Source organism: Kineosphaera limosa NBRC 100340 (assembly GCF_000298215.1).
Classification (GTDB): Bacteria; Actinomycetota; Actinomycetes; order Actinomycetales; family Dermatophilaceae; genus Kineosphaera; species Kineosphaera limosa.
In genome coordinates, this window is record NZ_BAHD01000018.1 from 1 (window position 1) to 23,973 (window position 23,973).

The window sequence follows — 23,973 nt, forward strand, 5'->3', positions numbered from 1 at the left end:
GATAGCTGGCCGCCGGGGTGCCGGTGCCGCCGAAGACCTCCCAACGCCCCTCCGGCATCGTGGAGAACCGCAGCCCGAAGGCCTTGTCCAGGAATCCCCACAAGAAATAGAAGCCGATGACGATTCGGCTGATCGCCAGGAGCCAGCGCGCGATGGGCCGCGTGACGATCGATTCCTGATAGACGGGCGTGCCAGCCGCCCCCGGGTTCTGCGGGCTGGTGCGCCCCTCGCGTGTGGTCGCGCTCATGGTGAGAGCCTTTCCCTCGACGGCCTCTCTGGGATGCAGAGGCCTCCTGCCCTCAATGGTGACGTGACATCTAGTCCTGGGGGCAGGGCCGTTGGTCCCGCCGCCCGCGCACGTGGCCGCGGGCACGTGGGACGCGGTGGCCACGTCGATTATCCTGGCCGCTGGTGCCATTCCCCGGTTGGTCTGCTGGCAGGGCCCGCCTGACTTTGAATCAGGACAAGCGACGTAGGTTCGATTCCTACCCGGGGAGCCAACGCCCCCACGCGGCGCGCATCCACGGCGCGGGGCAAGATGGCCTGGTGAGTCGAGACACCGGCGGCCGCTCCCGGATGACCGGCAAGCAGCGTCGCGAACAGCTGATCCACATCGGGCGCACCCTGTTCGCCGACCGTGGCTTCGAGGGCACGACCGTGGAGGAGATCGCCGCCAAGGCCGGCGTCTCCAAGCCCGTTGTGTACGAGCACTTCGGCGGCAAAGAAGGCCTGTACGCCGTCGTCGTCGACCGCGAGATCCGCACGCTGCTCGACGGCATCACCGAGGCGCTGACCACGGAGGTGACCGGGCCGCGCGGCCTCGTCGAGCTCGCGGCCTTGGCGCTGCTGGACTACATCGACAGCTCGACGGACGGCTTCCGCATTCTCGTGCGCGACTCCCCCACCGGGCAGTCCACCGGCTCCTTCGCCAGCCTGATCTCCGATATTGCCAGTCAGGTCGAGCACATCCTCGCGGCCGAGTTCAAGCGGCGTCGGCTCGACCCGCGCGCGGCCCCGATGTACGCCCAGATGCTCGTCGGCATGGTCGCCCTCACCGGGCAGTGGTGGCTGGATTCGCGCAAGTACAACAAGGCGGATGTCGCCGCCCACCTGGTCAACCTCGCCTGGAACGGCCTCTCCGGCCTGGAGCGCAATCCGGCGCTGCAGACCGCCTCCCCGACCCGCTGACCCGCGCCTTCGACGCGACCCCATCGACACTCGGCACCGTTCCACAGTGTTCGCCTAGCGAACACTTGTGCATCTAGCGAACAACCGCTAGTGTCGTGCCACGGATCCACGACGGATCATCTGGAGGTGGCACGTTGAGTACGACAAGTCAGTCCTACCTGGCCGGTCTCATCGGCACCGGCGTCACGCCCTCGCTCACGCCGGCGATGCACGAGGCCGAGGCCGACCACCACGGCCTGCGCTGCGTCTACCGCCCCATCGACCTGACGGTGCTGAATCGGCCGGCCACCGACGTCGCCGACCTGGTGCGCGCCGGTGCCGCACTCGGCTTCAACGCCTTCAACATCACGCACCCCTGCAAGCAGATCGTGCTCTCGGCCCTCGACGAGGTGGCCGGCCGCGCCGAATCTCTGGGCGCCGTCAACACGGTCGTCGTGCGCGACGGTCGCCTGCTCGGGTACAACACCGACGTCACCGGCTTCGGGTGGGCGCTGGCCGCCGGCCTGACCGATCCTGACCTGTCCCGCGTGGTCCAGTTCGGCACCGGCGGAGCGGGCGCCGCCGTCTCGTACGCGCTGCTCGAGGCCGGGGTCGAGCGCCTCGACCTCGTCGATGTCGACCCGGAGCGAGCGCAGGCGCAGGCCCACCGCCTCGCCGACTTCTTCCCCGACGCCGCCGTGCAGGCCCACGAGGTCGGCGCCGCCCCAGACCTCGTGCCGGCCGCCAGCGGCATCGTCAACGCCACCCCGATCGGCATGGCCGACCACCCGGGCACCTCCGTCGACCTCGACCTGCTGCACGCACGGCACTGGGTGGCCGACATCGTCTATCGACCGCTGCAGACGGCGTTGGTCGTCGGCGCCCGCGAGCGCGGTTGCGCGGTGCTCGACGGCGGCTGGATGGCGACCGGTCAGGCCGTCGACGCGTTCGAGCTGATGACGGGCCTGACTCCCGACGCCGGACGCATGCGAAGCCACTTCCTCGAGCTCATCGCGCAGGGACACTGAAGTATGCGCACCAGCATCGCCACCGTCTGCCTGTCCGGGACCCTCGAGGCCAAACTCCACGCCAGCGCCGCCGCCGGCTTCGACGGCGTCGAGATCTTCGAACCCGACCTCATCGCCTCACCCCGCTCACCGGAGCAGATCCGTGAGCTGGCCGACTCCCTGGGCCTGACCCTGGACCTTTATCAGCCGTTCCGCGACCTCGAGGGGGTCGGGCCCGACCAGTTCGCGGACAACCTGCGGCGGGCGCGGCACAAGTTCGAGCTCATGGGCCGCCTGGGCATCGAGACGATGCTCGTGTGCAGCAATGTCGCCACCGCCACCGTCGACGACGACGAGTTGGCCGCCGAACAGCTGCGCCAGCTGGGCGAACTGGCCGCCGAGCACGGCACCCGCATCGCCTACGAGGCGCTGGCCTGGGGCCGCTACGTCAACACCTACGAGCACGCCTGGCGCCTCGTGCGACGGGCCGCCCACCCCAACGTGGGCACGTGCCTCGACAGCTTCCACATCCTCTCCCGCGGCGGTGACCCCCGCGGCATCGAAGACATCCCGGCCGAGAAGATCTTCTTCGTCCAGCTCGCCGACGCCCCGCAGCTGTCGATGGACGTGCTGAGCTGGAGCCGCCATCACCGCGTCTTCCCCGGCCAGGGCTCGTGGGACCTGCCGAGCTTCCTGGCCCACCTGATGCGCGCCGGGTACACCGGCCCCGTCTCCCTCGAGGTCTTCAACGACACCTTCCGCCAGACCGACGTCGGACGCACCGCCGTCGACGCCATGCGCTCGCTGCGCTGGCTGCAGGAGCACGCCGCCGCCCGGCTCGGCAACACCGAAGCCCCCGTGCCGCTGCTGCGCCTGCCTGCGGTCGAAGACCCCACCGGCATCGATTTCGTCGAGATCCGCGGCCGCGCCGGAGTGGAGCGGATCGAAGACATGCTCGCCGCACTCGGATTCACCTACGCCGGCACCCACCGCAGCAAGTCCGTGCGCCTGTGGGAGCTCGGGCAGGCCCGCATCGTCGTCAACGACGCCGACACCCAGGATGGTCGACCCGTCGTCGCCGCGATCGGGTTCGTCGTCGACGACCCGCAGCGCTCGGCGGCCCGTGCCGGCGAGCTCGGGGCTCCGAGCGTGCCCCGGCGCAGCGAGGCCGACGAGCAGGTGCTGCAGGCCGTGCGCGCCCCCGACACCACCGAGATCTTCTTCTGCTCCCGCACCAACGCCTGGACCAGCGAGTTCAGCGTGAAGCCCGGTGATGAGCGGGCGACCCGCGCCGCCCGGCCCGAAGACGGCGCCGACAGCCACGTCGACCACGTCAACCTCGATCAGCCCTGGCAGCGGCAGGACGAGGGCTTGCTGTTCCTCTCCGCCGTGCTCAGCCTCGACCCGCAGCCCTCGCTCGACGTGGCCAGCCCGCTCGGGCTGGTGCGCAGCCAGGTGATGCGCAGCGCCGACGGCGCCGTGCGGCTGGCCCTCAATGTCGCGCCGCCGATGGCCCGCCAGTCGGTGGGCTCCCACCCGGGCATCGGACAGGTGCAGCACGTCGCGATCTCCTGCCCCGACCTCATCGGGCTCGCCCGGCGGGCCCGCGACCGTGGCCTGGAGTTTCTGCCGGTGCCCGCCAACTACTACGACGACCTGGCCGCCCGATTCGACCTACCGGCGCAGACGCTGGCCACCCTTCGTGAACTCAACCTGCTCTACGACCGTGACGACCGGGGCGAGTTCTACCACCTCTACACCCCGACGGTCGGCGAGGTCTTCCTCGAGATCGTCCAGCGCACCGACGGCTACGACGGCTATGGCGCCCCGAACGCACCCGTTCGACTCGCGGCGCAACTGGCCACCCTCCTGGATTGACCGGTGCCGCTGAGCACCCCCCTTTGCCTCCCCAGCCCCTCCCCCAGAAAGGACCGCCATGGCAGAGCACACCGTCTCCGATGAGCATTTCGACGATGCCAAGGTCATCACCTCGTCGGACTCGGCGACCAGCACCCAGCGCGAGATCAGCGCGCAGATGGACGAGCTGCATGCCGCCTACCGGGCCGGACTGGACGCCGGCAAGGCACCGGAGACCCGACCCCGCGTCGACTTCGCGCCCTACCGCAGCAGCGTGTTGCGGCACCCGACCAAGGCGCCCGTGCCGGTCGACCCCGAGACGATCGAGCTGTATTCGCCCGCGTTCGGGCACCGCGACGTCTCCCCTCTGGAGGCGGACCTGACGATCCTGGACGGCGGCGAGCCGCTCGGTGAGCGGATCATCGTGACCGGCCGGGTGCTCGACGGCGACGGGCGGCCCGTGCGCGGCCAACTCGTGGAGATCTGGCAGGCCAACGCCGCGGGCCGCTACGTGCACAAGCGCGACCAGCACCCCGCTCCGCTGGACCCGTTCTTCACCGGCGTCGGTCGCACCCTCACCGGCGACGACGGCTCGTACTCCTTCACGACTATCCGCCCGGGGCCCTACCCGTGGAAGAACCACCACAACGCGTGGCGCCCGGCGCACATCCACTTTTCGCTGTTCGGCACCGACTTAACCCAGCGGATGATCACCCAGATGTACTTCCCCGGAGACCCGCTGTTCGCGCTCGATCCGATCTACCAGTCGATCGTCGACCAGCGCGCCCGCGACCGCCTCGTCGCGACCTACGACCACGACGTCACCCAGCACGAATGGTGCACGGGCTACCGGTGGGACATCGTGCTCACCGGCGCCCACCGCACGCTGTTGGAGTCCGACACCATCGCCGGCGCACCCGGCGCGGACGGAGAGCACTGATGAGCCAGCACGACGCCGATCTGACCCCTGACCTCACCCCCACCCCTGGCCAGACCGTGGGCCCGTTCTTCGGGTTCGCTCTGCCGTTCCGCGACAGCCAGCACCTGGTGCCGCCGGGCTCGCTGGGCTCCGTGCGCCTGTACGGCACGGTGTACGACGGCACCGGCCAGCCGATCCCCGACGCGATGCTCGAGCTGTGGCAGGCCGACGGGGTCGGCAGCGTCCCAACCACACAGGGTTCTTTGATTCGGGACGGTCACACGTTCACCGGATGGGGCCGCGCCGGCACCGACAATGTCGGCGGCTACACGTTCACGACCCTCGAGCCGGGCCACGTGCAGGAGGGGTCGGCGCGCTTCTTCAGCGTCCTCGTCTTCGCCCGCGGCCTGCTCGACAAGCTGCACACCCGGGTCTACCTGCCCGAGGACGCCACGGCACACGCCAACGATCCTTTGCTGTCGTCGCTGTCGGAGGAGGAGCGCGCCACGCTCATCGCCACTCGTGAACCGGGTGGGGCGCTGCGCTGGGACCTGCGACTGCAGGGCGACGGCGAGACCGTCTTCCTCGACTACTGGGCCGACGACGCCGCTGGCGAGGGTGCGACCGGCAACGGTGCGCAGGGGTCGGATCAGCGATGACCTCGGCCCGGCCCGGCGACCTCGGTCTGCTCGCCCCCGCGTGGGCGGGTAGCGCCGCGGCACGCCTGTGCGACGACACCGCCGTGCTGCAGGCGATGCTCGATGTCGAGCGCGCCTGGGTCGACGTGTGCCGCCGCGGTGGGCTGGGAGCCTCGTACGGCCCGTCGGAGGACGTTTCGCCGGAGGGCGTGTGGGCGGCGGCTAGTTACGACCTGGCCGGGATCGCGGAACGCACCCCGCACGGGGGCAACCCGCTGATCCCGCTGCTGGCGGACCTGCGCGTGGCCCTGGCCGACAGCCCGCAGGTGGGCATCGTGCACCTGGGAGCGACCAGCCAGGACGTGCTCGACTCGGCGCTCATGCTGACCGCCGGCCGCGTGCTCGACGACGCCCTGCCGCGGCTCGACGCGGCGTGCGACGCGCTGGCCGAACTGGCCCGCACGAACCGGGAAACGCTGTGCGTCGCCCGCTCCCTGGGGCAGCACGCGCTGCCGTACACGTTCGGGTTGCGGGCCGCGCGCTGGCTCGACGGCCTCTCCCAGGCCACGGCGGCGCTGTCGGCGATGCGGGCGCAGCTGCCGCTGCAGTGGGTCGGCGCTGCCGGCACCGGAGCTGCGCTGACGGCTTACCTGGATCGCGCTGGACTGACCACGTCGGCGGGGCACCCAGGCGGGCAGGCGGCGCGGTTGCGCGCGGAGCTGGCCGACCGGCTCGGGCTGCGCGACAGCGCCGGCTGGCACACGACCCGCACCCCGATCACCGGGCTGGCCGGCGCCCTGACCGGAGTCCTGGCCGCCGCCGGCACGATCGCCACCGACGTCGTCACCGGCTCCCGCAACGAGATCGGCGAACTGGCCGAGCCGACCGGCCCGGGCCGCGGCGGCTCGTCCGCGATGCCGCACAAACGCAATCCGGTGCTGTCGGTGACGATCCGCTCGGCGGCGCTCACCGGCCCCGGGCTTCTCGCGACGATCACCACCGCCGCCGGGCTGGCCGCCGACGAGCGCCCCGACGGCGCCTGGCACGCCGAATGGTCCGCGCTGCGCGAGCTGCTGCGACTCACCGGCGGCGTCGCGGCGATCCTCGCCGAGCTGACCGCCGGCCTGCACGTCGACGCCGCAGCGATGCGGCGCAACCTGGCCGCCTCCACCCCGGCGGTGCTCGCCGAGTGGGCCAAGATCACCGGCGCCGACCCGGCCCAGCTCGACCCCTGTGGCTACCTCGGCGAGACGCGCGAGTTCATCGACGCGCTGCTGGCCGCCGACGCGCAGCGCCGACCCGCCGCCCGCTCCGACGCAGCCGGCGCCTAGCCCCCTCCACTCCTCCTCCCGACCGCCTTCTGACCGCCTTCTGACCGCCTTCTGACCAGGAACGAGCGATGCCCGACTCTCGCGAAACCGCCGGCCCCCGGCTGACCGCCACCCAGCTCAGCGACCCCGGCACCCCCGCCAACCCCAAGCCGCTGCTGCTGCTCGGCGCCTCGCTGGGCACCGACGCCCTCGTGCTGTGGGAGCGGGTCGTGCCGCTGCTGGGCGACCGCGTGCACCTCGTGGCCTGGGATCTGCCGGGCCACGGTCGTTCCCCCGCGGCCACGGAAGCCTTCGGCGTGGCCGATTTGGCCGACGCGGTCGCCCGCCTGGCCCACGGCATCGGGGCACCGGCCGACCGCTACTACGCCGGTGTCTCCCTCGGCGGGGCCGTCGGACTCGAACTCGGGCTGCGGCATCCGGGGCTGTTCGCGGGCATCGCCGTGATCTGCTCCGGCCCGGCGCTCGGCACCCCGGACGGCTGGCGCGAGCGGGCCGCGGCGGTGCGGGCGCAGGGGACGGCCAGCCTGGTCACCGCCTCCGCGGGCCGGTGGTTCGCCCCCGGCTGGCTCGACCGCGAGGCCACGCTCGGCGGCCGGCTGCTGACGAGCCTGACGCACGCCGACGACGAGTCGTACGCCCTGTGCTGCGAGGCGCTGGCCGGGCACGACGTGACCGCCCGGCTGCCCGGCATCACCGACCCGCTACTGGCGATCGCCGGTGAACTCGACGCGGTCGCCCCGCCCGCCCTCGCCGCGCAGGTGGCCGGCGCGGTGCGCGACGGCCGCCGGCTGACCGCAAACGGCGTGGCGCACCTGGCGCCCGCCGAAGACCCGCAGGTGACCGCCGTCGCGCTGGCCGAGCTGCTGGGGTTGGGCGCCGGCCCCGACCCAGCCGACGAGGGAGCCGTCGCCGACCGCTCGCCCCACGACACCGCCTCCGATGCAGCGATGGCGGCGTCGGGCGCGCTGGGGGTGTCGCGGTGCGGGGCCGCTGTGCCCACCGCGACGCTGGCGCAGCTCTATGACGGCGGGATGGCGGTGCGGCGCGAGGTGCTCGGCGACGAGCACGTCGACCGGGCGAACGCCTCGATCGACGACATCACGCGCGACTTCCAGGAGTTCATCACCCGCTACGCCTGGGGCTCCATCTGGACCCGCCCCGGCCTGGACCGCGTCACGCGCAGCGCCATCACGATCACCGCCATGATCGCCGGCGGCCACCGCGAAGAGCTGGCCATGCACTTGCGCTCCGCCCTGCGCAACGGCATGACCCGCGAGCAGATCGTCGAGGTGCTGCTGCAGAGCGCCATCTACTGCTCGGTGCCCAGCGCCAACACCGCCTTCGCCGTCGCCCGCGAGGTCCTCGCCGACGACGCCCGCACCTCCACCCCTGAGCAGAACTGAGGAGAACCGATGACCGACGCCTACGTCTACGACGCCGTGCGCATCCCGTTCGGCAAGTTCGGCGGCGCGCTCGCCGGCATCCGCCCCGACGACCTGGCCGCCCACATCGTGCGCGCCAGCATGGACCGCATGCCCACCCTCGACCCGGAGGCGATCGACGAGGTCGTCTTCGGCAACGCCAACGGCGCCGGTGAGGAAAACCGGAATGTCGCCCGGATGGCCGTGCTGCTCGCCGGGCTGCCGGTCAGCGTCCCCGGCGTCACCGTCAACCGCCTGTGCGGGTCGAGCCTGGACGCCGCGATGATCGCCTCTCGACAGATCGCCGTCGGCGACGCCGACGTCGTGCTCGTCGGTGGGGTGGAGTCGATGAGCCGGGCCCCCTGGGTGCTGCCTAAGACCGAGCGTCCCTATCCCGCAGGCAATCTCGAGGCCGCGAACACCGCGCTGGGATGGCGCCTGGTCAACCCGAAGATGCCTAAGGAGTGGACCGTCTCCCTCGGTGAAGCGACCGAGCAGCTCCGCGAGAAGTACGGCGTGACCCGCGAGCAGCAGGACGAGTTCGCCGCCCGCTCCCACCAGCTCGCCGCCGCGGCGTGGGACGCGGGGCGCTACGACGACCTCGTCGTGCCCGGCCCGGCGCCGCGCCGGGGCGAACCGCTGACCCGCGACGAGGGGGTGCGGGCCGACAGCACCGCCGACACCCTCTCCGGGCTCAAGCCGGTGTTCCGCGCCGAGGGCGGCACCGTGACCGCCGGCAACTCCTCTCCGCTCAGTGACGGCGCGTCGGCGCTCTGGCTCGGCAGCGAACGCGGTGGGCAGTTGCTCGGCGCCGACCCGCTGGCCCGGATCGCGGGCCGCGCCGCCGCCGGCAACGAGCCGCAGTACTTCGGGTACGCCCCCGTCGAGGCCGCCAACCTGGCCCTTCGTCGCGCCGGCATCGCCTGGAGCGACGTGGACGCCGTCGAGCTCAACGAGGCGTTCGCGGCGCAGTCGCTGGCCTGCCTGGCCGCCTGGGACGTCGATCCCGAGAAGGTCAACGCGTGGGGCGGGGCCGTCGCCATCGGTCACCCGCTCGGCGCCTCCGGGGGCCGCGTTCTGGGCACCCTGGCGCGGCGACTGCAGGCCGAAGGCGGCCGCTACGGAGTCGCCGCCATCTGTATCGGCGTCGGCCAAGGTCTGGCCGTCGTCCTGGAGAACGTCGCCGGGAGGGCAGCATGAGCACCACCTTCGTCGAATCGACCGCCCAGGCCGTGGAGTGTGTCCGCGACGGCGACACCGTACTCATCGGCGGCTTCGGCGCCGCCGGGCAGCCCGTCGAACTCATCGAGGCCCTCATGGCGCGCGACGTCTCCGGGCTGACCGTCGTGAACAACAACGCCGGCAACGGCACCACCGGGCTGGCCGCCCTCATCGGCGCCGGCAAGGTCGCCAAGATGATCTGCAGCTTCCCGCGGCAGCACGACAGCCAGATCTTCGACGCCGCCTACCGCTCCGGGCAGGTCGAACTGGAGCTGGTGCCGCAGGGCACGCTGGCCGAACGCATCCGTGCCGGCGGCGCCGGGATCGGCGGCTTCTTCACCCCGACCGGTTACGGCACCGCGCTGGCCGAGGGTAAGGAGACCCGCGTCATCGACGGGCGCGGCTACGTCCTGGAGGCGCCGCTGGTCGCCGACGTGGCGCTGGTCAAGGCGTTGCGGGCGGACGAGCTGGGCAACCTCATCTATCGCAAGACCGCCCGCAACTTCGGCCCGATCATGTGCACGGCCGCCGCCCACGCGATCGTGCAGGTCAGCGAGGTCGTGCCGGTCGGGTCGATCGATCCCGAGATCGTCGTGACCCCGTACATCTACGTCGACACCGTCGTGACGGTGCCCCATCCCGCGACCCCCGCCAGCGCCTGAGGAGCCCGCAATGACCGAGAGCATCCGGCGCGCCGACGCGCCGCTGAACAAGAACGACCTGGCTGCCCTCGTGGCCGGCGACATCAGGGAAGGCTCCTTCGTCAACCTGGGCATCGGGCAGCCGACGACCGTCTCCAACTACCTGAGCCCGCAGCAGCGCGTGACGCTGCACACCGAGAACGGCATGCTCGGCATGGGCCCGGAAGCCCACGGCGAGGACGTCGACCCCGACCTCATCAACGCCGGCAAGGTGCCGGTCACCGAGTTGCCCGGCGCGGCCTACTTCCACCACGCCGACTCGTTCGCGATGATGCGTGGTGGGCACCTCGACGTGTGTGTGCTCGGGGCGTTCCAGGTGTCGGTCGGTGGAGATCTGGCGAACTGGTCGACCGGCGCGCCGGACGCGATCCCCGCCGTCGGGGGCGCCATGGATCTGGCGATCGGTGCGAAGGAGACGTGGGTGATGATGACGCTGTTCGCCAAGGACGGCACGTGCAAGCTCGTCGACGAGCTGACCTTTCCCGCGACCGGGGTGAACTGCGTGACCCGCGTCTACACCCCAGATGCCGTGTTCGTGCTGGGCGACGGCCAGGTCGCCGTGCGCGAGACCTTCGGAGTCGACGCCGACGACCTGGCGCAGCGGATGGGAATGCCGCTGACCGCGGTGGCGTGACGACGGACATGGGGCAGACGCGAGAGGCCGGGGAGCCCGGCGAGCTGGAGGCCGGAGCCGGCGGTTACGTGCAGTCGCTGGCCCGCGGGCTGGCCGTCATCGCCGCGTTCGACGCGGACAACCCGCAGATGACCCTGTCCGAGGTCGCGCGGCGCACCGGCCTGTCGCGGGCGACCGCCCGACGGTTCCTGCTGACGCTGGAGCACCTGGGGTACGTGCGCAGCGACGGGCGCGAGTTCGCGTTGACGCCGCAGGTCATGCGCTTGGGGTTCGCCTACCTCTCCAGCCAGTCGCTACCCGATGTCGCCCAGCCGCACCTCACCGAGCTTTCGCGGCAGCTGCAGGAGTCGACCTCCGTGGCCGTGCTCGACGGTGACGACATCACGTATGTCGCGCGGCAGGCGACGCGGCGGATCATGACGGTGGCGATCCGCGTCGGCACCCGATTTCCCGCCTACGCCACGTCGATGGGGCGGGTGCTGCTGGCCGACTTCGACGAGCCCGCGCTGCAGGCCTACCTCGAGCGGGTGCCGCTGGTGTCGATCACCTCGGGCACCCTCACCGACCCCGCGCAGCTGCGCGCCGAGCTGGGCCGCATCCGCGACCAGGGGTACGCCGTCGTCGATCAGGAGCTGGAGTTGGGGCTGCGCTCCATCGCCGCCCCTATTCGGGACGGAGCCGGTCGGGTGGTGGCGGCGGTCAACGTCTCCACCGGCGTGCTGACCCCGCACGGGCAGTCCGTCGAGCAACTGCTCGAGCCGCTGCTCGAGACCGCCGCCAAGATCGAGGGCGACCTGCGCGCGCAGGGGCGCTGAGCGGCCCGGGTCGTGCCGATTCAGGTGGCTTTGTGACCGACGGCGAAGACCCGCTCGAACTCCAGCAGCACGCGGCCGTCGCGCACGGGGTAGGCCTCGTGCAGGGCGGCCTCGTACTCCGCGAGAAATGCCTCGCGCTCGCTGTCGTCGGTGAGCACCGCCAGCACCGGTCGTAGGGCCGTCGCTCGCACCCAACTCAGCACCGGATGCACACTCTTGTGTGCTGTATCGGGGATGTCGGCGGGGAGCACGTGGACGTAGGTCGTCGTCCAGGCGTCGACGGTCAAGCCCGCCGCGGCGAGGATCTCCAGGTACTCGGGGGCGGTCGCCGACGCGGCGGCGCGCTGCAGGGGCGGCAGCAACTCGTCGGCACGTCGATGCCCGGCGGCCACCTCGCGCATCAACGCGTGCGAGGGCGCGCCGAAATTGTGCGGCACTTGCAGCGCGAGCACCCCGCCGGGTGCCAACGCCCGCGCCCACCTCGGCAGCAGCTCTCGATGCCCCGGAACCCACTGGAGCGCGGCGTTGGTGACGAGCACATCGATGCCGCCGAACCCAGGCCCGCCGGCCGGGCCGCCGCTCCCGCCCTCGGTCGCGAAGCCGGCCGCGTCCCAGGTTGCGAGATCCCCCTGCACCCATTGCACCCGGCGGTCGACATCGAGGTCACGCGCCCGCGTCAGCATCTGCGGGGAGTTGTCGAGCCCGACGATGCGCGCCTGCGGCCAACGGCGCGGCAGCAACAGGGTCGCCGGGCCGTCGCCGCACCCGACGTCGACCACGAGCCTCGGCGCAACCTCCGGGCCGACCCGTGCGAGCAGGTCGATGAACGGGCGGCTGCGCTCGTCGCCGTAGCGGGCGTACTGCGCCGGATCCCACGTCATGGCCACGACACTCCGTTTATCTCGATATCAAGATAGTTGTGAGCGTGTCAGCCCGGTCTTTCGATGTCAAGCATCTTGATCGCCTAGGCTCATGGGATGGCCGCCATCGATCCGCAGCACCCCGTCGAACACGACGAGGTCGACCGCATCGTCCAGGCCTGGCAGCGAGTGGCGCCGCAGCTGCCGGTCGAGCCCCTCCACGTTCTCTCGCGCATCAGCCGGTTCGCCCGGCACCTGGACCGCGCTCGCAAGGAGGCGTTCTCGCGGCATCACCTGGAGGTGTGGGAGTTCGACGTGATGTCGGCGCTGCGCCGGGCCGGGGCCCCGTACGAACTGTCACCGGGCATCTTGGTGCAGCAGACCCTGTCGACGAGCGGCACGATGACCAACCGCATCGATCGGCTCGAGCGGCGCGGTCTCGTCGAGCGACACCGCGACCCCAGCGACCGCCGGGGCGTCAAGGTGCGACTGACCGCCACCGGCTGCGAGGTCGTCGACTCCGCGCTGCACGACCTCCTGGAACGTGAGCACGACCTGCTGGCCCACCTCCCCCAGGCCGAACGCACCCACCTGGCGGACTCCCTCCGCCTCCTGTTGGCGCCGCTGGAGCCCGACGCCGACCACCGGCGCTCGGACAAGCGCCACCCCGACTGACCGCCATCATCGGAACTCGACGGGACTGAGGCTCGACTGGGCAACCGGCAACCGACTGGACAACAGGCAACCGACTGGGCAACTGCTCGAGTCGTTGCCCAGTCGGGCCAGCTATTGCCCAGTCGGGTCGGCGCTTGCCCAGTCCACGCGGCACATGCCGGCCCGGGCGCTTCGTAGCGCCAGCAGGGCTCAGGCGAGGGACTCCGAAAGCTCCAGCCAGCGCTCTTCCAGCTCCCCTACCTCGGATTCGGCGGCGCGCAGCTCGGCGCTCAAGCTGCCGAGGCCGGCGTAGTCGCTCTGGTCGTGCGCGGCCATCCGGTCGTGGATGCCGGCGATGCTCTTGGCGAGGCGATCCAGCTTGCGCTCGATGGCGGTGATCTCCTTGCGCAGGGCACGGTCCTGGGCGCCGTTGACGCGATGATCGGAGGCGCCTCCCGAGCCCCCCGGGCCCAGCGGGCTCCCCCCGGCACGCTCGGCGCCGGCCTGCTGCGCGTGCCGCAGCCGCAGGTACTCATCGACGCCGCCGGGCATGTGCCGCAGTCGCCCGTCGATGATGGCGTACTGCTGGTCGGTGGCGCGTTCGAGCAGGTAGCGGTCGTGCGAGACGACGATCAGAGTGCCCGGCCAGGAGTCCAGCAGGTCTTCCATCGCGGCCAGCATGTCGGTGTCGACGTCGTTGGACGGCTCGTCGAGGATCATGACGTTCGGCTCATCGAGCAGCACAAGCAGCAGCTGCAGCCGGCGCTTCTGCCCGCCGGAGAGCTCCCCGACCCGGGCGGCAAGGTGCTCGCGGGCGAAGCCGAGACGCTCGAGCAGCTGGGCCGGCGTCAGCTCCTTGCCGTCGACGACGTACGCGGCCTTGGTGCGGGCGAGCACGTCGCGCACCCGCTCCGCCGCGATCTCCGCCAACTGGGTGAACTGCTGGTCGAGCACCCCGAGCCGCACGGTCTTGCCGCGCTTGACCCGCCCGGAGGTCGGCGCCAGGGTGCCCGCGATGAGCGCGAGCAGCGTGGACTTGCCGACGCCGTTGGCCCCGAGCACGGCGGTCCGCTCCCCCGGCGCGATCCGCCAGAGCACATCCCGCAGCACCTCGTGGTCACCGAACGAGACCCCGGCATCGAGCAGGTCGATGACGTCCTTGCCGAGCCGGGACACCGCCATCCGGGAGAGTTCGAGGCGGTCGCGGGGCGGCGGCACGTCCTCGATGAGCACGTTCGCCGCGTCGATGCGGAACTTCGGCTTGGACGTGCGCGCCGGGGCGCCGCGCCGCAGCCACGCCAGCTCCTTGCGCATGAGGTTCTGCCGCTTGGCTTCGACCGCGGCGGCCTGCCGATCGCGTTCGACCCGCTGCAACACATATGCCGCGTAGCCACCCTCGAACGGTTCGACGATCCGGTCGTGCACCTCCCACGTGCTGGTGACGACCTCGTCGAGAAACCACCGGTCGTGGGTGATGAGCAGCAGCCCGCCGGCGTTCTTGGCCCACCGGGTCTTCAGGTGTCCGGCGAGCCAGGCGATGCCTTCGACGTCGAGGTGGTTGGTCGGCTCGTCGAGGGCGATGACGTCCCAGTCGCCGACGAGCAGAGCCGCGAGCGCCACCCGGCGTCGCTGGCCACCGGAGAGCGTGCCGATCTTGGCTTCCCAGGCGAGGTCGGACACGAGGCCGCCGATGACGTCGCGCACCTGGGGGTCGCCGGCCCATTCGTGCTCGACGCGGTCGCCGACGATCGCGTGCCCCACCGTCTCGTCGTCGTCGAGGGTGTCGGACTGATCGAGCACCCCCATCCGCACCCCGCCGCGGCGCGTGACCCGCCCGGCGTCGGGATCTTGGCGCCCCGACAGCAGGTTGAGCAGCGACGACTTGCCGTCGCCGTTGCGTCCGACGATGCCGATGCGGTCGCCCTCGTCGATCCCGAGGGTCACGTCGTCGAAGACCACGCGCGTCGGATACTCCAGGTGCAGGCCCTCGGCCCCCAATAGATGTGCCATCGCCTACCAGGTTAGGGACGCCACCGGCCCCCCACGCAGGCGGCCACGCCGCCTCCCGCCGCCGCGAGTACCGCCACAGAGGGCGCACTGTCGGAGCGGATCCGGTTTAGCGGGAACGTCTCGTCAGACGTAGCGACTTCTTGACGTACTCGCGCGCAGGGCCTCAGCTGGCCCGGGCCTGTGACCTGGGCTTTTCTGCGAGGCCCCGTTTCGGCGCCGTCGCGAGTACGTCAAGAAGTCGCTACGTCCCCCGACACCCGCGGGACGGGGTGGGGGCCAAAGGGGCTACTTGCGGCCCAGGGGGGTGCCGGCGGGGGCGTTCAGCACATGGGCGCCGTGGGCGGGGCCCACCGCGCGCTTGACGTCGCTGGCCACCCCGGAAGCGGTGAGCGCGACGGCGAGGTCGAGGGCCCCCTCCGGCCCGTCGACGAGGAAGGCCAGCGTGGGACCCGAGCCGGAGACGATGCCGCCGAGGGCGCCGTACTCCAGGCCGGCGTCGAGCACCTCTTGCAGGTCGGGTCGCAGGCTGAGCGCGGCTTCTTGCAGGTCGTTGCGCAGGGCGGCGCCGAGCGCGTGGGAGTCGCCGCCGCGGAGGGCGGCCATCATGTCCGGCGAGGGTTGCGGGTCAGGGATGTCGTGTTCGCCGCGGTCGTCGCGCAACCGATCGCATTCGGCGAAGACGGCCGGGGTCGACAATCCCTCCTTGGCGACGGCTAGCACCCAGTGGTAGCGACCGCGGCTGAGCACGGGGGCGACCCGCTCGCCCCGCCCGGAACCGATGGCGGTGCCGCCGGTCAGGGCGAAGTTGACGTCGCTGCCCAGCTCGGCGGCCAGCTCGTCGAGCACCTCGCGGTCGGTGTTGAGTTGCCACAGAGCGTCGCAGGCCACGAGGGTGGCGGCGGCGTCGGCGGATCCCCCGGCCATACCGGCGGCGACGGGGATCTCCTTGGCGATGTGGACGTGAACCGGGCCGATTCCCTGCGGCTCCTCCGGTTTGGAGGGCACCTGGCGCAGCGGTCCGCGGCTGGGCTCCTCGACCTCCTCCGCGGGCTCGGGGTCCGCAGCGGCTTCGGCGGCGGCCCGCTGGGCAAGGAGCCGCGCGGCCTTCAGCGCCAGGTTGTCGCCGGTCTCCGGCACCAGGTGGCGGTAGGGCCCGGAGAGGGTGACGGCCCACTGCGAGGCGGGGGTGACGGTGATGTCGTCGTACAGGCCGACGGCGTGGAAGACCGTGGACAGGTCGTGGTAGCCGTCCGCGCGCCGCGGTCCCACGATCAATTCGAGGTTGATCTTCGCGGGGACGCGAACGGTGACGCCTCCACGGGCCGCAGCAGTCATGGCCGCCACCATAACGGGCCGCTCACAACCCCGAACGACCCCCGTCGCGACGGCTTAGTCGGACGATTCCGGCGCCGGCGACAGCGCGGCGGCGATGCGGGCGAACTCGTCGATACCGAGTTGCTCGCCGCGGGCGCGCGGATCGATGCCGGCGGCGCGCAGGGCCTGTTCGGCCCGGTCAGCGCCCCCGGCCCAGCCAGCCAGGGCAGCGCGCAGGGTCTTGCGGCGTTGGGCGAACGCGGCGTCGATGCAGGCGAAGACCTGTTCTCGGCTGGCGGTCGCCTCCGGCGGGTTGTGCCGCACAAGTGCCACAAGACCGGAGTCGACGTTGGGTACCGGCCAGAACACGGCCCGCGGGACGGTGCCGGCCAGCCGAACCTCGCCGTACCAGGCGGCCTTGAGGCTGGGCACACCGTAGATCTTGCTGCCCGGCGCCGCGGCCAGGCGTTGCGCGACCTCCAGCTGCACCATGACGAGCACCCGCTGCAGGCTGGCGAACCGGGCCAGGAAGGACAGGATCACCGGCACCGACACGTTGTACGGAAGATTTGCCACAAGGGCAGTGGGCGCTACCGGCAGCTCGCGCACCGTCAGAGCATCGGCGTGCAGGATGTGCAGCCGGTCGGCGAGGTCGGGCGCTAGCTCCGTCACGGTCAGCGGTAGCTGCCCGGCGAGCAGCGGGTCGACCTCCACGGCGGTGACGGTGCGCGCCGCCTCCAGCAGCGGCAGGGTCAGGGACCCCAGCCCGGGCCCGACCTCCACGACATCGTCATGCGGCCCCACCTGCGCGGTCCGCACGATCCGGCGCACCGTGTTGGCGTCGATGACGAAGTTCTGCCCCCACGTCTTGGTCGGCCGCAGTCCCAGCCGATCGGCCAGCTCACGCACGCGCGCGGCCCCCAGCAACTCCATCCTCGAACCCTACGCGCCCCGCCCGCGCCGCCCGCCGCCGCCACGTGTGCGGGCGAGTGGTCACTTTCGCAGGCGAGTCGCCACTTTCGTGCCGCCGAGTCGTCACTTTTACGCCCCAATGGTCACGAATTACCGACAACTCGTCCCCAAAACTGACAACTCGGCCCTGCGCGCCGCCCGGAATGGGGCGGGCATCAAGGGCAGCTGGCCCTCACCAGGGCCCGTAGAGCCGCTCGGAGTTCGCAGACAGGGCTGCGCACAGGGTGGGGACGGCGACATTGAGCACGTCGGCCATGGCCCGGACGGTCAACGGAATGAGGTAGGGCGCGTTCGTGGCACCCCGGTGCGGCGAGGGCGTGAGGTACGGGGCGTCGGTCTCCACGAGCAGCAACTCCAGCGGCACCACCGAGAGGGCGTTGCGCAGCGCGCGGGCGTTCTTGAAGGTCACCGTGCCGGCGAACGACAGGTGATACCCGCGGCGCACACACTCGGTGGCCATGTCGATGTCGCCGGAGAAGCAGTGCATGACGGTCCGCTCCGGGGCGCCGACGTCGGCGAGGGTCGCGAGCACATCGTCGTGGGAGTCGCGGTCGTGGATCTGCAGCGTGCGGTCCAGGCGCTTGGCCATCTCGATGTGCGCCCGAAACGACTCGTGCTGCGCGGCCCGACCCTCCGGCCCGGTGCGGTAATAGTCGAGCCCGGTCTCCCCCACGACCCGGATGCGGGGCCCCCCGGCCAGCGCCTCGATCTCGCTCAGCGCGTCGTCGAGCAGCCCGTCGGCGGCCAGCCGCGGCGCCTCGTTCGGGTGCAGCGCCACTCCCCCGACCAGGCCCGGATGCTGCGTGACGACCTGCGCGGTCCAACGCGCCGACTCGAGTTCGCAGCCGATCTGCACGACCCGGTCGACCCCGACCGTCGCAGCCGCCGCGAGCGTGTCGGCGAGATCCGGTCGGTCCGCGCCGTCACGGCCCATGTCCAGGTGGCAATGGTTGTCGACGACCGGCAGCGGCAGCGGATGTGGGGCGGGCGGGGCGGCCTGCGGCGACCGGTGACCGGACGCGGACGGGGACGGGGACGCAGCGGCCTGCCCCGCCCCCTCCGGGTCACTCATCACAGCTGCCGCCCGACCTCACGACTGTCCCTGCTGCCGCGCGGCCGACTCGGCGGCCTGCACAACGGCGGCCTCCACAACGACGGCCTCCGACTCAGCCGACTCCTCCGGCGGAGCCAACCGCTCCAACTCGTCGGCGACGACGCTCGGGTCGAGCTTGGTGAACACGGGCGTCGGCTTGGCGATCGGCGTACCGGCGACGACCGGCCGCGGCCCCCACTGCGGGAAGCCGGAGTAGTCACCGGTGATCACGGGGTAACTGCGCACGGGCGGCACGGCCTCCGGCAGCCCCTCCAGGGCGTCGTCGAAGTCGGTGACCTCGTCCAGCCGCGGCATCGGCGTCAGCGTGCCGTCGCCGCCGAGCACCGCGTCGACCGCGTTCGAGCTGTGCGGCAGGAACGGGCTGAGCATGACGTTGAGGTCGGATACGCACTGCGCGAGCGTGTGCAGGATGGTGCCGAGGCGCTCCCGCTGATCCTCGCCCTTGAGCTTGAACGGCTCGGTGCGCGAGACGTAGGCGTTGACCTCGCCGACCAGCCGCATCGCCTCCGCGATGGCCGCCCGCTGCCGGTGCCGCTCGATGAGGCCCCCGACGGTGCCGAATCCTGCGGTGACCGCGGCGAGGATCTCCTCGTCGATGGCCTCCAGCGGCCCCGCGGGCGGGATCTCGCCGAAGTTCTTGGCGATCATGCTGGCCGTGCGGTTGACCAGGTTGCCCCAGCCGGCGACGAGCTCGGAGTTGGTGCGCTGCACGAACTCGGCCCACGTGAAGTCGGAGTCGCTACTCTCGGGCCCGGCGGCGCAGATGAAGTACCGCAGCGCGTCAGGTTGGTAGCGGCTGAGCATGTCGCGCACGTAGATGACGACGCCGCGGCTGGAGGAGAACTGCTTGCCCTCCATCGTCATGAACTCGCTCGCCACGACCTCCGTCGGCAGCTCGAGGCGCCCATATTGGCCCGGCTCGCCGCCTTTGTCGCCCCCGCCGGCGTAACCGAGCAGCTCGGCGGGCCAGATCTGGGAGTGGAAGGTGATGTTGTCTTTGCCCTGGAAGTAGTACGACAGGGTCGCCGGGTCGTTCCACCACTCGCGCCAGCGGTCGGGGTCCCCGATGCGACGGGCCCATTCGATGGAGGCCGACAGGTAGCCGATGACCGCGTCGAACCACACGTAGAGCCGCTTGCTCGGCTGCTCGCGCCAGCCGTCGAGCGGGATCGGGATGCCCCAGTCGATGTCGCGGGTCATCGCCCGCGGCTTCATGTCGGTAAGCAGGCCCTTGCTGAACCGGATGACGTTGGGTCGCCACAGCCCCGACGCCTCGCGGTCGGCGATGAACTCCCCGAGCGCGTCGGCGAGCGCGGGCAGGTCGAGGAAGAAGTGCTGGCTCTCGACGAACTGCGGGGCCTCGCCGTTGATCTTGGAGCGCGGGTTGATGAGGTCGGTGGGGTCGAGCTGGTTGCCGCAGTTGTCGCACTGGTCGCCGCGGGCGTCGGGGAATCCGCAGATCGGGCAGGTGCCCTCGATGTAGCGGTCGGGCAGGGTGCGCCCGGTGCTGGGGCTGATGGCCCCGTGCGTGGCCTGCTCGATCATGTAGCCGTTGGCGTGCACGACCCGAAACAGCTCCTGCACGACCGCGTAGTGGTTGCGGGTGGTCGTGCGGGTGAACAGGTCGTAGGAGAGGCCGAGCGCGACGAGGTCCTCGACGATGATCCGGTTGTTGATGTCGGCGAGCGCCTGCGGGGTGACCCCGGCGGCGTCGGCGGCGACGAGGATCGGGGTGCCGTGCTCGTCGGTGCCGCTGACCATGAGCACGTCGTGCCCCGCCATCCGCATGTACCGGCTGAAGACGTCGGAGGGCACGCCGAAACCGGCGACGTGGCCGATGTGACGTGGGCCGTTTGCGTACGGCCAGGCGACGGCGGACAGGACCTTGCTCATGGCGCCCGAGTCTAGTTGCGGGCTCCAAGCCGTCGACGACGGGCCGACGACGCGGTCGCGCTCAGCCTCCGGACTTGGCTTTCGCCTTGGCGGCCTGCTTGAACTCGCGCACGGCCTGCAGGCTGGCGGGGTCGACGACGTCGGCGACGGAGCGGGTGGCGCCCTCGTCGGCGTAGGGGCCGATCGTCGCGCGCCAGCCGTCGTGGGTGACGTCGAGTTGCTTGCCGAGCACGGCGGCGAAGATGCGGGCCTTCTGGTCGCCGAATCCGGGCAGTGCCTTGAGGCGTTTGAGCAGCTCGGAGGTCGAGTCGGCGGTCTCCCAGAGCGCCGCGGTTCGTCCGTCATACTGCTCGACGATGACCTGGGCGAGCTGCTGGATTCGCCCGGCCATCGACCGGCCGTACCGGTGGATCGCGGGAGGCGTGGCGCACAGGTCGGCGAACGCCTCCGGCTCGGCCGCTGCGATCTTGGCCGGGTCGAGGGTGCCGAAGCGTTCCAGGATCTTGGCGGGCCCCGCGAACGCGCGCTCCATGGGGAACTGCTGATCGAGCAGCATGCCCGTCAGTAGCCCGAAGTCGTCGGTGGAGAGCACCTCGTCGGCGGCCTCGTCCTGGGCGATGCGGATCGTGCGCAAGGTCATGGCCGCACCTTACGCGGCGGCTCGGGTTCGTTGTACGGTAGCGCTCAGGAAATCGAATCGATTCGACACTGGTCAACAGGAGGATGGCGGCACATGAATCAGGCTTCGGACGTACTGCTCAGCGCGCCCGTCGAGGCGGTGCTGCTCGACATGGACGGCACGCTCGTGGATTCCGACGCGGCCGTCGAGCGCATCTGGCGCGACTGGGCCACGTCGCACGACGTCGACCCGGAGGCCGTGGTGGCGGCCTGTCATGGGGCGACGCCGCAGGCGACGATGCGGCGGTTCCGCCCGGACCTGGCCGACGAGGTCATCGAGGCGCAGACGCAGGAGAACATGCGCCGCGAGACGGCCGATGTCGCGGATGTCGTGGCGGCGCCCGGCGCGCTGAAGCTGCTCGACACGCTCGCCGACCTCGGCGTGCCGTGGGGTGTCGTCACCAATGCCGATCACGACCTCGCGGTGGCGCGCCTCGGGGCGGCGGGCATCACCCCGCCGCTGCTCGTCACGGTCGACGAGGTGCCGGTCGGCAAGCCTCATCCGCAGATCTACGAGCTGGGCTCGGAGCGGATCGGGGTGCCGCTGACCCGCTGCCTCGTCGTCGAGGACAGCGACTCGGGCGTCGCAGCCGGCCGCGCCGCGGGGGCCCGCGTGGCCGGCGTGCGTCACGACGAGGCCGACCTGCGCGTCGAGCACCTCGGCGAACTGGCCGACCTGCTCGCGCCCTCCGCCTGACCCGCCTGTTTACCTCCTCTCGAGTACTCCTACTCCCGCGAACGCCTCGTCGACGGCATCGGCGAAGGCGGCCATGGACTCGAACTCCAGGTCGTAGCCGAACTCCCCGGCGGGCTCGGGCGTGGCGCCCCAGCCGGGCCGCGCGTGCCGCCGGTTGATCCACACGGAGTCGAGGCCGTGTCGCTGCGCGGGCACGTGATCGTGGAAGAGGCTCTGCGCGACGTGCAGCAGGTCGCCGGCTCCCAGGTCGGCGTCGGCGAGCCGCCGCGCCAACTCGTCGAAGTGCGGGTCGGCGGGCTTGTAGGCACCGACATCTTCGGCGGTGATGATCCACTGAAAGTCGCCCTGCCCGAGGTGCCGGTTGCTAGTGGCGAATCCGTCGCGGTTGACGTTGGACAGGATGACGAGGTCGTAGTGCCGCCGCAGCCGCTCCAACGCGTCCGCGGAGTCCTCGAACGCCGGCCAGTTCGGCACGGAGGCGGCCATGGTCACGACAATTGACTGTGCCCCTCGTGCATGAGAGGCACAGTCGATCGAGACCAGCAATGGCGAGCGTCAGTCGCTGGCCAGCTCGTCCTCGATGTCGTAGCCGGCGTCGTTGAGGGCCTTGACGAGCTTGCTGTAGTCGTCGTGGTCGATGGCCCGGGTGACGCGCTTGTCGGCGCGCTCGAGGATCTTGTCGATCCGGTCGGCGACCTCGTCGTCGACCAGGGCGAGGATCGCGGAGGAGCCGCTCGGCAGGTACTCCTCGAACTCCTTCTCCAGCTTCTTCTCGTCGTGGTGCTTCTTGATCTCGTGCAGGATTCCGCCGGCCCCTGCACCGGCCAATCCAGCGGCGACCTCGGTGCCGGCGGCGGTGGTCGCGATGACCGTGCCGGCGGCGGTAGCGATGAGTACCTCCGGCGCGAACAAGCCGACGAGCAGGCCACCGAGGGCGCCCCAGCCGACAGCCTTCAGGCCGCTGTGGGCGACGTGCTCCTTGACGTCGACCTTGCCGTCGTCGTCGCGGTCGATGATCGCTGACGTCAGAATCTTCACGTCACCCTCGTCGCGGGCCGCTTTGAGGGCGTCGAAGTCCTCCTTGGCCGAGGATGCGTCGGGGTAGCTCGCCACGTACAACTCAAGGTTCCGTTCGGTCATGGCTTTCTCTCCGTTCGGGGTTGGTTCGGGCGCATGGCGGTTCCGTGGGCCCGTCTGCCAGCACACCTGGCAAGTCTTTTGGTCGCATCTGTCGTGGGTGTCGTGGGTGTCGTGGTGCGGGAGGTCAGGCATCCGCCTTGGCGTCAATCGCGGCGTCGACCGGCAGCGCGCATGGTGGCATCGAGGCTCAGCGCGCGACCATCACCTCGTGAGCGCCCAGTTCGCGGCGCAGGCCGGTGTCGATCGGCCAGGAGTAGTCCAGCTCGTGATCGAGTCGGCAGTCGATGGTCACCGCGCAGTCCACCTGACGCGTCATCGCGCGGCTGTAATCGACGAACAGGTCGAACATCCGCGCAGGGGTGGCCACGTAGTAACTCTCCTGGTCGGCGGCTGCAGACTCAGCCGCGTCGCCCGCGTCTCGCAGCCGCGCTAGGTAGAGCAGCCCGTCGCCGGTCACCAGCAGGTGATCCTCGACGAGGACGACCTGTGCAACGGAGTACCCGACGGACGTTTGCGGGTGACTACAGGCGCGCGCCATGCGCCGCCCCAACGCCACTCGACGGTGCCCATCATCGACGAGAAGCACCTCCACCGCGGCCCAGGGCAATCGCGCGACGGGCTGCTCGATCGATGCGAAGTGGTGTCGCAAGATGTGGTCGAAGAACGGGGACTGGCTCATGGTTCACCTCCGCCTCACCGTCGACCCGAGGCACGGCGCAGGCGGCGGGCTACGGTCGCTGCAGGATCCTGTCCGGTCTCACAAGCGGGATTGTGCCGATCGGCACGCCCGCCGACGATCGCCCGTTGTCGCACCGCACAAGGAGCGTTGGCCGCTTCGGGAGGCGCGCAGACACCTGCCGGTGGAAACATGGATCGGCATGAGGCACAGGGGAGCCAGCAGTGACTCTGCGGTCGCTGCAGGGGCACGAA

General features: G+C 71.1%; 23 protein-coding genes, 1 tRNA gene and 1 pseudogene. 14 read left to right on the forward strand and 11 right to left on the reverse strand.

Features of this window, described 5'->3' with window-relative positions:
- A pseudogene (locus tag KILIM_RS24910) lies at nt 1-247 on the reverse strand (hypothetical protein); the annotation flags it as partial.
- A gap of 171 nt (nt 248-418) precedes the next feature.
- Between KILIM_RS24910 and KILIM_RS06185 the strand changes: the two are divergent.
- The 12 genes from KILIM_RS06185 (at nt 419) to KILIM_RS06240 (ending at nt 11,711) form a co-directional block, all read left to right on the forward strand.
- Nucleotides 419-500, forward strand: a tRNA-Gln gene (locus tag KILIM_RS06185).
- 76 nt (nt 501-576) lie between these two features.
- The gene (locus tag KILIM_RS06190; protein WP_051988663.1) at nt 577-1,188 is read left to right on the forward strand and encodes a TetR/AcrR family transcriptional regulator; all 612 of its coding nucleotides are present in this window, start codon (nt 577-579) and stop codon (nt 1,186-1,188) included.
- A 134-nt stretch (nt 1,189-1,322) separates the two neighbouring features.
- Nucleotides 1,323-2,195, forward strand: a complete 873-nt coding sequence (locus tag KILIM_RS06195; protein WP_006591788.1) for a shikimate dehydrogenase — start codon at nt 1,323-1,325, stop codon at nt 2,193-2,195.
- A 3-nt stretch (nt 2,196-2,198) separates the two neighbouring features.
- The gene (locus tag KILIM_RS06200) at nt 2,199-4,052 is read left to right on the forward strand and encodes a bifunctional sugar phosphate isomerase/epimerase/4-hydroxyphenylpyruvate dioxygenase family protein (RefSeq protein ID WP_006591789.1); all 1,854 of its coding nucleotides are present in this window, start codon (nt 2,199-2,201) and stop codon (nt 4,050-4,052) included.
- Between the two features lie 58 nt (nt 4,053-4,110).
- A complete protein-coding gene (gene pcaH, locus KILIM_RS06205; protein WP_006591790.1) occupies nt 4,111-4,971 on the forward strand; it encodes a protocatechuate 3,4-dioxygenase subunit beta in 861 nt (286 codons plus the stop codon).
- Complete coding sequence (gene pcaG, locus KILIM_RS06210) at nt 4,971-5,609, forward strand: protocatechuate 3,4-dioxygenase subunit alpha (RefSeq protein WP_006591791.1); 639 nt, start codon at nt 4,971-4,973, stop codon at nt 5,607-5,609. The genes pcaH and pcaG overlap by 1 nt, the downstream gene beginning before the upstream one ends.
- The gene (locus KILIM_RS06215) at nt 5,606-6,919 is read left to right on the forward strand and encodes a lyase family protein (RefSeq protein WP_006591792.1); all 1,314 of its coding nucleotides are present in this window, start codon (nt 5,606-5,608) and stop codon (nt 6,917-6,919) included. Before pcaG ends, KILIM_RS06215 begins: the two co-directional genes overlap by 4 nt.
- A 68-nt stretch (nt 6,920-6,987) precedes the next feature.
- Entirely contained in the window at nt 6,988-8,322 is a 1,335-nt protein-coding gene (gene pcaDC / locus KILIM_RS25335; protein ID WP_006591793.1) for a bifunctional 3-oxoadipate enol-lactonase/4-carboxymuconolactone decarboxylase PcaDC, read from the forward strand.
- Nucleotides 8,323-8,331: 9 nt separating this feature from the next.
- Entirely contained in the window at nt 8,332-9,540 is a 1,209-nt protein-coding gene (locus tag KILIM_RS06225; protein ID WP_006591794.1) for a thiolase family protein, read from the forward strand.
- Nucleotides 9,537-10,223 (forward strand): 3-oxoacid CoA-transferase subunit A, encoded by a 687-nt coding sequence (locus tag KILIM_RS06230; protein WP_006591795.1) that lies wholly within the window; start codon nt 9,537-9,539, stop codon nt 10,221-10,223. Before KILIM_RS06225 ends, KILIM_RS06230 begins: the two co-directional genes overlap by 4 nt.
- A 10-nt stretch (nt 10,224-10,233) precedes the next feature.
- Entirely contained in the window at nt 10,234-10,896 is a 663-nt protein-coding gene (locus tag KILIM_RS06235; RefSeq protein ID WP_006591796.1) for a CoA-transferase, read from the forward strand.
- Nucleotides 10,897-10,904: 8 nt separating this feature from the next.
- On the forward strand, nt 10,905-11,711 hold the full coding sequence (locus KILIM_RS06240) for an IclR family transcriptional regulator domain-containing protein (RefSeq protein ID WP_051988664.1): 807 nt from the start codon (nt 10,905-10,907) through the stop codon (nt 11,709-11,711).
- A 20-nt stretch (nt 11,712-11,731) separates the two neighbouring features.
- Here the strand turns inward: KILIM_RS06240 and KILIM_RS06245 are convergent, their stop codons facing one another.
- Nucleotides 11,732-12,592 (reverse strand): methyltransferase domain-containing protein, encoded by an 861-nt coding sequence (locus KILIM_RS06245; protein ID WP_040562431.1) that lies wholly within the window; start codon nt 12,590-12,592, stop codon nt 11,732-11,734.
- Between the two features lie 96 nt (nt 12,593-12,688).
- On the opposite strand from KILIM_RS06245, the gene KILIM_RS06250 reads away from it, so the two are divergent.
- Nucleotides 12,689-13,246: a MarR family winged helix-turn-helix transcriptional regulator gene (locus KILIM_RS06250; protein WP_006591799.1), complete on the forward strand. Its 558-nt coding sequence runs from the start codon at nt 12,689-12,691 to the stop codon at nt 13,244-13,246.
- Nucleotides 13,247-13,435: 189 nt separating this feature from the next.
- Here the strand turns inward: KILIM_RS06250 and KILIM_RS06255 are convergent, their stop codons facing one another.
- The 6 genes from KILIM_RS06255 to KILIM_RS06280 all read right to left on the reverse strand — a co-directional run bounded on the left by KILIM_RS06255 (nt 13,436) and on the right by KILIM_RS06280 (nt 21,168).
- Nucleotides 13,436-15,235, reverse strand: a complete 1,800-nt coding sequence (locus tag KILIM_RS06255) for an ABC-F family ATP-binding cassette domain-containing protein (RefSeq protein WP_006591800.1) — start codon at nt 15,233-15,235, stop codon at nt 13,436-13,438.
- Nucleotides 15,236-15,520: 285 nt separating this feature from the next.
- Complete coding sequence (locus tag KILIM_RS06260) at nt 15,521-16,570, reverse strand: 4-(cytidine 5'-diphospho)-2-C-methyl-D-erythritol kinase (RefSeq protein ID WP_040562432.1); 1,050 nt, start codon at nt 16,568-16,570, stop codon at nt 15,521-15,523.
- Between the two features lie 54 nt (nt 16,571-16,624).
- Nucleotides 16,625-17,482: a 16S rRNA (adenine(1518)-N(6)/adenine(1519)-N(6))-dimethyltransferase RsmA gene (gene rsmA, locus KILIM_RS06265; protein ID WP_006591802.1), complete on the reverse strand. Its 858-nt coding sequence runs from the start codon at nt 17,480-17,482 to the stop codon at nt 16,625-16,627.
- Nucleotides 17,483-17,693: 211 nt separating this feature from the next.
- Nucleotides 17,694-18,593 (reverse strand): TatD family hydrolase, encoded by a 900-nt coding sequence (locus tag KILIM_RS06270; RefSeq protein ID WP_083875940.1) that lies wholly within the window; start codon nt 18,591-18,593, stop codon nt 17,694-17,696.
- Nucleotides 18,594-18,611: 18 nt separating this feature from the next.
- On the reverse strand, nt 18,612-20,528 hold the full coding sequence (gene metG / locus KILIM_RS06275) for a methionine--tRNA ligase (protein ID WP_083875942.1): 1,917 nt from the start codon (nt 20,526-20,528) through the stop codon (nt 18,612-18,614).
- Nucleotides 20,529-20,589: 61 nt separating this feature from the next.
- Nucleotides 20,590-21,168, reverse strand: a complete 579-nt coding sequence (locus tag KILIM_RS06280; protein ID WP_006591805.1) for an HhH-GPD-type base excision DNA repair protein — start codon at nt 21,166-21,168, stop codon at nt 20,590-20,592.
- Nucleotides 21,169-21,261: 93 nt separating this feature from the next.
- On the opposite strand from KILIM_RS06280, the gene KILIM_RS06285 reads away from it, so the two are divergent.
- Nucleotides 21,262-21,903 carry an HAD-IA family hydrolase gene (locus KILIM_RS06285; RefSeq protein WP_006591806.1) on the forward strand — a complete coding sequence of 214 codons (642 nt, stop codon included), beginning with the start codon at nt 21,262-21,264 and terminating at the stop codon, nt 21,901-21,903.
- 9 nt (nt 21,904-21,912) lie between these two features.
- Here KILIM_RS06285 and KILIM_RS06290 read toward each other — a convergent pair whose 3' ends face one another.
- The 3 genes from KILIM_RS06290 to KILIM_RS22140 form a co-directional block, all read right to left on the reverse strand.
- Complete coding sequence (locus KILIM_RS06290) at nt 21,913-22,395, reverse strand: HAD family hydrolase (RefSeq protein ID WP_373280982.1); 483 nt, start codon at nt 22,393-22,395, stop codon at nt 21,913-21,915.
- Nucleotides 22,396-22,458: 63 nt separating this feature from the next.
- Complete coding sequence (locus tag KILIM_RS06295) at nt 22,459-23,043, reverse strand: DUF1269 domain-containing protein (RefSeq protein ID WP_006591808.1); 585 nt, start codon at nt 23,041-23,043, stop codon at nt 22,459-22,461.
- 187 nt (nt 23,044-23,230) lie between these two features.
- Nucleotides 23,231-23,722, reverse strand: a complete 492-nt coding sequence (locus KILIM_RS22140; protein WP_006591809.1) for a hypothetical protein — start codon at nt 23,720-23,722, stop codon at nt 23,231-23,233.
- Nucleotides 23,723-23,973: the final 251 nt, after the last annotated feature.

Bases quoted from the DNA above. Each gene is read 5' to 3' on its own strand.
- KILIM_RS06190 (WP_051988663.1), top strand. From the start codon at position 577: ATGACCGGCAAGCAGCGTCGCGAACAGCTGATCCACATCGGGCGCACC.
- KILIM_RS06200 (WP_006591789.1), top strand. From the start codon at position 2,199: ATGCGCACCAGCATCGCCACCGTCTGCCTGTCCGGGACCCTCGAGGCC.
- pcaH (WP_006591790.1), top strand. From the start codon at position 4,111: ATGGCAGAGCACACCGTCTCCGATGAGCATTTCGACGATGCCAAGGTC.
- pcaG (WP_006591791.1), top strand. From the start codon at position 4,971: ATGAGCCAGCACGACGCCGATCTGACCCCTGACCTCACCCCCACCCCT.
- KILIM_RS06215 (WP_006591792.1), top strand. From the start codon at position 5,606: ATGACCTCGGCCCGGCCCGGCGACCTCGGTCTGCTCGCCCCCGCGTGG.
- pcaDC (WP_006591793.1), top strand. From the start codon at position 6,988: ATGCCCGACTCTCGCGAAACCGCCGGCCCCCGGCTGACCGCCACCCAG.
- KILIM_RS06225 (WP_006591794.1), top strand. From the start codon at position 8,332: ATGACCGACGCCTACGTCTACGACGCCGTGCGCATCCCGTTCGGCAAG.
- KILIM_RS06230 (WP_006591795.1), top strand. From the start codon at position 9,537: ATGAGCACCACCTTCGTCGAATCGACCGCCCAGGCCGTGGAGTGTGTC.
- KILIM_RS06235 (WP_006591796.1), top strand. From the start codon at position 10,234: ATGACCGAGAGCATCCGGCGCGCCGACGCGCCGCTGAACAAGAACGAC.
- KILIM_RS06240 (WP_051988664.1), top strand. From the start codon at position 10,905: ATGGGGCAGACGCGAGAGGCCGGGGAGCCCGGCGAGCTGGAGGCCGGA.
- KILIM_RS06245 (WP_040562431.1), bottom strand. From the start codon at position 12,592: ATGACGTGGGATCCGGCGCAGTACGCCCGCTACGGCGACGAGCGCAGC.
- KILIM_RS06250 (WP_006591799.1), top strand. From the start codon at position 12,689: ATGGCCGCCATCGATCCGCAGCACCCCGTCGAACACGACGAGGTCGAC.
- KILIM_RS06255 (WP_006591800.1), bottom strand. From the start codon at position 15,235: ATGGCACATCTATTGGGGGCCGAGGGCCTGCACCTGGAGTATCCGACG.
- KILIM_RS06260 (WP_040562432.1), bottom strand. From the start codon at position 16,570: ATGACTGCTGCGGCCCGTGGAGGCGTCACCGTTCGCGTCCCCGCGAAG.
- rsmA (WP_006591802.1), bottom strand. From the start codon at position 17,482: ATGGAGTTGCTGGGGGCCGCGCGCGTGCGTGAGCTGGCCGATCGGCTG.
- KILIM_RS06270 (WP_083875940.1), bottom strand. From the start codon at position 18,593: ATGAGTGACCCGGAGGGGGCGGGGCAGGCCGCTGCGTCCCCGTCCCCG.
- metG (WP_083875942.1), bottom strand. From the start codon at position 20,528: ATGAGCAAGGTCCTGTCCGCCGTCGCCTGGCCGTACGCAAACGGCCCA.
- KILIM_RS06280 (WP_006591805.1), bottom strand. From the start codon at position 21,168: ATGACCTTGCGCACGATCCGCATCGCCCAGGACGAGGCCGCCGACGAG.
- KILIM_RS06285 (WP_006591806.1), top strand. From the start codon at position 21,262: ATGAATCAGGCTTCGGACGTACTGCTCAGCGCGCCCGTCGAGGCGGTG.
- KILIM_RS06295 (WP_006591808.1), bottom strand. From the start codon at position 23,043: ATGACCGAACGGAACCTTGAGTTGTACGTGGCGAGCTACCCCGACGCA.
- KILIM_RS22140 (WP_006591809.1), bottom strand. From the start codon at position 23,722: ATGAGCCAGTCCCCGTTCTTCGACCACATCTTGCGACACCACTTCGCA.